General features: G+C 59.5%; 8 protein-coding genes and 3 tRNA genes. 7 read left to right on the top strand and 4 right to left on the bottom strand.

The window, feature by feature from the left end; all coding sequences use genetic code 11:
* Nucleotides 1-285: 285 nt before the first annotated feature.
* On the top strand, nucleotides 286-1,086 hold the full coding sequence (locus tag PDO_RS27035) for a TetR/AcrR family transcriptional regulator (RefSeq protein ID WP_007600150.1): 801 nt from the start codon (nucleotides 286-288) through the stop codon (nucleotides 1,084-1,086).
* Here the strand turns inward: PDO_RS27035 and PDO_RS07930 are convergent.
* Together PDO_RS07930 and PDO_RS07925 are read right to left on the bottom strand one after the other, a co-directional pair.
* A complete protein-coding gene (locus PDO_RS07930) occupies nucleotides 990-1,502 on the bottom strand; it encodes a hypothetical protein (protein WP_037072966.1) in 513 nt (170 codons plus the stop codon). The genes PDO_RS27035 and PDO_RS07930 overlap by 97 nt on opposite strands.
* Before the next feature lie 23 nt (nucleotides 1,503-1,525).
* Nucleotides 1,526-2,299, bottom strand: a complete 774-nt coding sequence (locus PDO_RS07925; protein WP_007600148.1) for an NAD kinase — start codon at nucleotides 2,297-2,299, stop codon at nucleotides 1,526-1,528.
* A gap of 194 nt (nucleotides 2,300-2,493) precedes the next feature.
* Between PDO_RS07925 and PDO_RS07920 the strand changes: the two genes are divergently transcribed.
* A tRNA-Thr gene (locus tag PDO_RS07920) sits at nucleotides 2,494-2,569 on the top strand.
* Nucleotides 2,570-2,795: 226 nt separating this feature from the next.
* Nucleotides 2,796-2,939: a hypothetical protein gene (locus PDO_RS28245; protein ID WP_160167026.1), complete on the top strand. Its 144-nt coding sequence runs from the start codon at nucleotides 2,796-2,798 to the stop codon at nucleotides 2,937-2,939.
* A 72-nt stretch (nucleotides 2,940-3,011) separates the two neighbouring features.
* Here PDO_RS28245 and PDO_RS07910 read toward each other — a convergent pair whose 3' ends face one another.
* A complete protein-coding gene (locus PDO_RS07910) occupies nucleotides 3,012-3,209 on the bottom strand; it encodes a hypothetical protein (RefSeq protein WP_007600147.1) in 198 nt (65 codons plus the stop codon).
* Between the two features lie 354 nt (nucleotides 3,210-3,563).
* Between PDO_RS07910 and PDO_RS07900 the strand changes: the two genes are divergently transcribed.
* Entirely contained in the window at nucleotides 3,564-3,776 is a 213-nt protein-coding gene (locus PDO_RS07900) for an alkylphosphonate utilization protein (protein WP_007600146.1), read from the top strand.
* 128 nt (nucleotides 3,777-3,904) lie between these two features.
* Nucleotides 3,905-4,411 carry a hypothetical protein gene (locus PDO_RS07895; protein WP_007600144.1) on the top strand — a complete coding sequence of 169 codons (507 nt, stop codon included), beginning with the start codon at nucleotides 3,905-3,907 and terminating at the stop codon, nucleotides 4,409-4,411.
* A gap of 199 nt (nucleotides 4,412-4,610) precedes the next feature.
* Here PDO_RS07895 and rlmB read toward each other — a convergent pair whose 3' ends face one another.
* Entirely contained in the window at nucleotides 4,611-5,486 is an 876-nt protein-coding gene (gene rlmB / locus PDO_RS07890) for a 23S rRNA (guanosine(2251)-2'-O)-methyltransferase RlmB (protein ID WP_007600137.1), read from the bottom strand.
* 208 nt (nucleotides 5,487-5,694) lie between these two features.
* Between rlmB and PDO_RS07885 the strand changes: the two genes are divergently transcribed.
* Together PDO_RS07885 and PDO_RS07880 are read left to right on the top strand one after the other, a co-directional pair.
* Nucleotides 5,695-5,779 (top strand) — tRNA-Tyr (locus PDO_RS07885).
* 21 nt (nucleotides 5,780-5,800) lie between these two features.
* Nucleotides 5,801-5,874, top strand: a tRNA-Gly gene (locus tag PDO_RS07880).
* Nucleotides 5,875-6,092: the final 218 nt, after the last annotated feature.

The following is a 6,092-nucleotide window of genomic DNA, read 5'->3' as shown; positions in this document are numbered from 1 at the left end:
ATTCAGTGCGTTGCCGATTTCCGGCAGCAGGGCAGATACATGTCGATGGCAAAGAGGCCGACCGCGGTCAGGAGACCGAGCACGATCGGCAGCGAAGCAGTTGTTTTTTCAGACATCAGGAAATAGCCTTTGCGTCACCCGGTCAGGGAGCGTCGGGGGAGGATCATAAACGGAAAGGGGTATGGTGTTGAGCAGGACGTAGCGCCGTCCGCGAGTATGTCGGAACGTTATGTAAAAAATATTGGACACAATTGTCCAATCTGTCAAGCGCCTCTATGGTAAGCCATGGATACAAGAACGCATGCCCCGAATCTGTCCGCACTGGAAACTGGACCACGCACCAAGCGCGATGCCATCATCGATGCCGCCGCCGCGATTTTTTCCGAAAGCGGCTACCAGGGCGCCAGCATCGACGCGATTGCGGTGCGTGCCGATGTGTCCCGCCAGACGGTCTACAATCAGATTGGCGACAAGGAGAAAGTCTTCAAGGCCGTGGTCGCAGAAGTGACACAGCGCTCCAGTGCCGGTTTTTTCTCGGTGCTGGAGACTTTTCCAGACCAGCCGACCAATCTCGAGGATGATCTCGTCGGTTTTGCCGGACGCCTGCTGCGCGTTGCCGTCTGCGAGCCGAATGGTCGCTGGCTTTTGCGCCTGCTGTCGCTGGAAGGTGTTCGCCATCCGGAATTGTTCACGTCATGGCGCGAATACGGACCGGGCCGCAAGCATCCCGCGATGGCCGCCCGCTTTGCCCAACTGGCCCATGCCGGCTATCTCGATGTTGATGATCCATCACTTGCCGCCCGCCAATTCATGGCGCTGATCATGTCGGATGTGCGTGCCGACCTGCAATTGGGCATTCTGATTCCGGAGGCCGAACTTGGACGGGCTGGCGCGCAACGCCGTCAGGACGTTCCTGCGCGCCTTTGCCCGGCGCTGATAGTCCACGCTGAGTGCCGGATCCGGCCGGTGGAGCCGGGGATTGGGCGGGATCAGTTGCTGGCGCGTTCGACGCGGATATCGCCCAGGTCGTCGATCAGCACGGTCCATTCCTCTGCCCGGTCGGCCTGCGGGCTGGTCTTAAGGTAGACGGTGGCCATGAAACCGGGTTCTTCGCCGACGCCCGTCATGCTCTCCGGCATGATGCCGGTTACATAGGGACGAATGGCGGTGAATTCTTCCAGTTCGACGCTCTGCACCAGCCGCGGACCGGCCTCGTCAGCAGCAATCGTCTGCAGATAGATCTTCGCCGTCCGGTCCGGTTGGCGGATCGCCACCAGCTTGTAATAGCCGCGCGCGCCGTCAGCATCCGACGCGTTGTCTGCGGTTGCCTCCGCTCCGGCAACCGCCGCACCGCCCGGCCCGGTAATCCAGAAGCCGCCGCTGACCACGAAGGTCGCCGTTACCGGCAACTGGCCGATCTCGTCGGCCCGCACGGCTGCCGTCATCGACACTGACAGCAACAGCACAAGCAGGCAGCTTTGGACGAGCACAGAGATTTTCATACGACCACCATAAATCGACACCATCAATTGGCAAACTGTTCGGCGAGGATCCTGTCCGACCACGAACGGTCTGGATCCGACAGGATATGCGCCGTCGTGTCCTCCGATTGCTCGACCTCCACCCTGAGCACAGATTTGACCTCGGAGTGATCGGCAACCGCGTTGACTGGCCGTTTTTCGGGTTCCAGCACTTCCAGCACCACCTTTGCCCGGTTCGGCAGGAGGGCCCCGCGCCAGCGCCGGGGGCGGAAGGCGCTGACCGGCGTCAGCGCCAGCAGCGGCGCCTCCAGCGGCAATATTGGTCCATGCGCCGAAAGATTATAGGCCGTCGAGCCGACCGGCGTCGCCACCATCAGCCCGTCGCAGATCAACTCCTCGAGCCTTACCTGTCCGTCGATCACCACCCGCAACTTGGCCGCCTGGTAGGATTGCCGAAACAGCGACACTTCGTTGATCGCCAGCGCATAGGAAATCGAGCCGTCGGCATTGCTGGTGGTCATCTGCAGCGGGTGGAAATCATTCTCGACCGCCTGCGCGATGCGCTCGTCCAGCCGCTCGGTAGAGAAATCATTCATCAGGAAGCCGACCGAGCCGCGGTTCATCCCATAGATCATCTTGCCGCTGTTCATCGTGTCATGCAGCGTCTGCAGCATGAAGCCGTCGCCGCCCAGCGCCACGATGACATCGGCTTCGGTCGGGGCGACATGGCCATAGAGGCGAATCAGTTCGTCGCGGGAAGCCTGCGCTTCGTCCGTATTCGAGGCGATGAACGAGAGTGACCGGAACGATCGAGACATGGCAGACCCTTTTGAACAGGCGCCAGTGGTACATGACAAAGCCTTGGAACGACAAGCCGTTTGCACTGCAAAACGGTTCTCCCGGCAGGCTTTTGGCGATCGCAGGGCAATCGCGCCCGGTAACCATTTCTTCTAACCATCCTGCAATTTTTTGCTTTACGGCAAATCATTTTCGTCATATTGACGGCGCCACTGCCCTTGTAGCTCAGTTGGTAGAGCACCTGATTTGTAATCAGGGGGTCACGAGTTCGAACCTTGTCGGGGGCACCACTTCTTCTCTTCAGCTTGGCTGGATGTTTTGGTCTTAACGCTTCTTGGAGGCGTAGCCGAAATCTCCATTGGCGGGTTGAGCACAGATGCTGACGGCGGCTTGCCGTCACCGCACGCTAGCGGCATTGCCGGTCGCGAAGGCCCGCCGCCAATCCCGTCCAGCCATTCGATCTTACGCAATCCTGTTATTGTGAATCCGGCCATTCTTGACGATGACGACGAAATCTTGCGCCTGATCCTCGATCATCCAACGGTGTTGCGCTTCGGCTACCGCGTCACCGCACAGGATTTCGAACCGGATGATTTCACCTGCAACACCTTTGACTGGGAAGTGACTCAGCACGGCCCCTGGATCGGCTTTTCCATGTAGTTCTAAGCCGGATTGCCGACTGTCGCCGAGCAGCGGCCAATCAAGCGGCGGCCAATCAAGCGGCGGAAAGCATCAGGCGTAGCCGATGAATTCTGGTGCCACCAGCCGATTGGCGCCGTAGTCGCGGGCAAAGGCTTTCTGACTGCGTCCCTGGGCCTGCAGTTCGATGACGGCCGGACGCGGCGCGCCATCGGCATATGTTCCGGTGTCGGGACCGGCCGTTGCGACAGCGCGTTCGGCGATGCGGAGTGACGTGAACAATGCCAACATGATGTTTCCTCCAGGGTATCGCAGAAACGACGACGTGCCGTACTCGGTTCCCTGTCTACGACGCATTCCGTTGACCAATAGTTAACCATAAATCTTTGAACGAATTTTGACGGCACAGGCCCGTTGCACTCCGCGGACAGGCGGGAACCGGAAGACGAGGTTGCAGCACTGCAGCCGCGTCGAGGCAATCAGGCAAGACAGTGCGCGATTGCGCTGGATCTGGCGTCGCTCGCGGGGCTGGAGCGGGGCGCAGCTGCGCAACACGTCGTCTCCGCACGCTCGCTTGACGATTGTCATATACGTCGCACGAACCGGCATGTTAGAGCCCGGCTTTCTCGTACAGGAGCAAGGCTGATGGAAGTCCGCGATTCAAATGGAACGGTTCTCAACGAGGGCGACAACGTCACCCTGGTCAAGGATCTCAAGGTCAAGGGCACGTCCGAGACGCTGAAGCGCGGCACGATGATCAAGGGCATTCATCTGACCGACAATGAAGACGAAGTTGAATGCCGCCATGCCAAGATCAAAGGCCTGGTGCTGCGCACCGAGTTTCTCAAGAAGGCCTGATCTTCAGGAAGGCCCGAGAAGGACTGAAGAGAGACGTGACGCATGCATGATGGCGAAGTCTTGCAATAGACAATCGTCAAGATTGCGTGCGTAATGAAGCGGCAGCAATCTTGCCACGGAGCTTCATGATGATCTTCGGTATGACGCCTTTCACGTTCTTTCACGTAATCCTCAGTTTGATCGGCATCGCGGCGGGTTTTGTCGCGCTGCAGGGCTGGCTGAGGTCCGAACTGCGCTCCAGTTGGACAGCGCTTTTCCTCACCACCACGATTGCCACGGTGGTGACCGGCTTTCTCTTTCCCTACACCGTGTTCACGCCGGCCATCGGCGTTGGCATCATCACCGCAGTGTTTCTGATCGTCGCCGTCTATGCACTCTATCGCGGGCATCTGGCGGGTTACTGGCGGCCGGCCTTTATCATCTGTTCGGTGGTCTCGCTCTATCTGAACACCTTCGTTCTCGTGGTGCAGGCCTTCCTCAAGGTGCCGACGCTGAACGCCCTGGCGCCGAACGGCTCGGAGCCACCTTTCGCCATTGCGCAAGGGCTGGTGCTGGTTGCTTTTCTCGGTCTCGGCTATTTGGCGACGATCCGCTTCCGCCCCGGATTGGCGGCGGGCTTGCGGTCGCGGTTCTGATCGTCCGCGGCAGGGCGCGCCGCCTTCTGGATGGTTCACGTCGGGCGCGCTTGGCACCCGCTTCCAGTTCGCCGCTACGACCTGTGCTGCAATGGGATGAATGCCGCGCTCGCCGGCGAACGCGATTTCGTCTCCGCCGCCTCGAGGGAATGGCTGTCATGATCGAGCAGCATTCCGTCGAGATCGGCGAAGGCGAAGATCATTTCGCCAGATGCTGGCGCGTGGCATAAAGCGCGATTGCCGCGGCATTGGAGACGTTGAGCGACTTGATTTCCCCCGGCATGTCGAGACGGGCCAGCGCGGAAACGGTATCGCGCGTCTTCTGCCTGAGGCCCTTGCCTTCGGCTCCAAGCACAAGCGCGATCTTGTCGCCTGTCAATGTGCTCTCCATCGGCTGCGGACCTTCCGAATCAAGGCCGATCGAGAAGAAGCCGAGCTTGTGCAATTCGGCCAGTGCATCCGACAGATTGGTGATCTGGATATAGGGGATCATTTCCAGCGCGCCGGATGCTGATTTTGCCAGCACGCCGGATTCGGTCGGGCTGTGCCGCATGGTGGTGATCACGGCGCCAGCGCCGAACGCGACCGCCGAACGCATGATCGCGCCGACATTGTGCGGATCGGTGACCTGGTCCAGCACCAGCAGAAGCGGACTTTCCTTCAACGCTTCCAGCCGGCGCACGGGCAGCGGGCGGGTCTCGAGCATCACGCCCTGATGGATCGCCTCCGGTCCGAGGATCTTGTCGAGATCCTGTGGCGTGACCATCTCGACCGGGAATCCGAGAGATGCCACCGATTCGATCTGCAGCCGCACCAGCGCGTTCTGCGTCGCCGACAGCTTGATCAGCTTACGTTCGGGATTGTCGAGGGCAGCGCGCACGGTGTGCAGACCATAGAGATGCACTTGGTCGGGCGCCACCGGCGGCGGCGTCCAGTCGGCATTGCTCTTGCGTCGCTTCTGCGGCTGCGGGGTTGGAATTTCGCCACGCTCGCGCTTTGCGTCGCGCACCTGGCGGCGCAGCGTAGCATAGTGAGTGTCGCGGGAGGATTTGTCGTCGGGAGTGTCTTTTGCCATGCAGCCTTATAACGCTCCGATGCATCTGGGGATAGACCCGACGCGAAAACCGCGCATTTCTGGGGCTCCGAAATTTTTCGAAATTTTTCCTCTGTCATCGTGTTGACATCAGGGAATTGGGCAGTCATATACCCGCCGCAGACCGAGGGGGCGCCGCTCCACCGGTCTGGAATGAAAAGCTTGGTCGCTTTGATCCGGACGAAAAACTGGAGAGATGCCCGAGTGGTTAAAGGGGACGGACTGTAAATCCGTTGGCTCAGCCTACGTTGGTTCAAATCCAACTCTCTCCACCATTCGTCCTCGGATCACACACTGCGGGTATAGCTCAATGGTAGAGCAGCAGCCTTCCAAGCTGAATACACGGGTTCGATTCCCGTTACCCGCTCCAAGTTTTCTACGCAGCAGCTTGAAATAAAACGATTTTACCCATTCGCTTTCCGTTACGGAAGTCATGGTTTCGTATTTCGCTGAGTGCCCCGACGGGCCCTATTTTTACCCCCATCCGCAGCGAGCATTTAACGCTTGCGCAATCCTCTCGAAAGCCTTAAACGGCGGGACCAAACCGGTTCGCCCGGGGCAACCCCTTTTCGTTCATAGGAAGCATTC

The sequence above is a fragment of the Rhizobium sp. PDO1-076 genome (assembly GCF_000247475.1).
Lineage (GTDB): Bacteria > Pseudomonadota > Alphaproteobacteria > Rhizobiales > Rhizobiaceae > Allorhizobium.
This window is presented reverse-complemented; position numbering and strand designations above follow the sequence as displayed.

Coding starts and splice junctions, on each gene's coding strand:
- PDO_RS07895 (WP_007600144.1), top strand. CDS start 3,905: ATGATCTTCGGTATGACGCCTTTCACGTTCTTTCACGTAATCCTCAGT.
- rlmB (WP_007600137.1), bottom strand. CDS start 5,486: ATGGCAAAAGACACTCCCGACGACAAATCCTCCCGCGACACTCACTAT.
- PDO_RS07930 (WP_037072966.1), bottom strand. CDS start 1,502: ATGAAAATCTCTGTGCTCGTCCAAAGCTGCCTGCTTGTGCTGTTGCTG.
- PDO_RS07910 (WP_007600147.1), bottom strand. CDS start 3,209: ATGTTGGCATTGTTCACGTCACTCCGCATCGCCGAACGCGCTGTCGCA.
- PDO_RS27035 (WP_007600150.1), top strand. CDS start 286: ATGGATACAAGAACGCATGCCCCGAATCTGTCCGCACTGGAAACTGGA.
- PDO_RS07900 (WP_007600146.1), top strand. CDS start 3,564: ATGGAAGTCCGCGATTCAAATGGAACGGTTCTCAACGAGGGCGACAAC.
- PDO_RS07925 (WP_007600148.1), bottom strand. CDS start 2,299: ATGTCTCGATCGTTCCGGTCACTCTCGTTCATCGCCTCGAATACGGAC.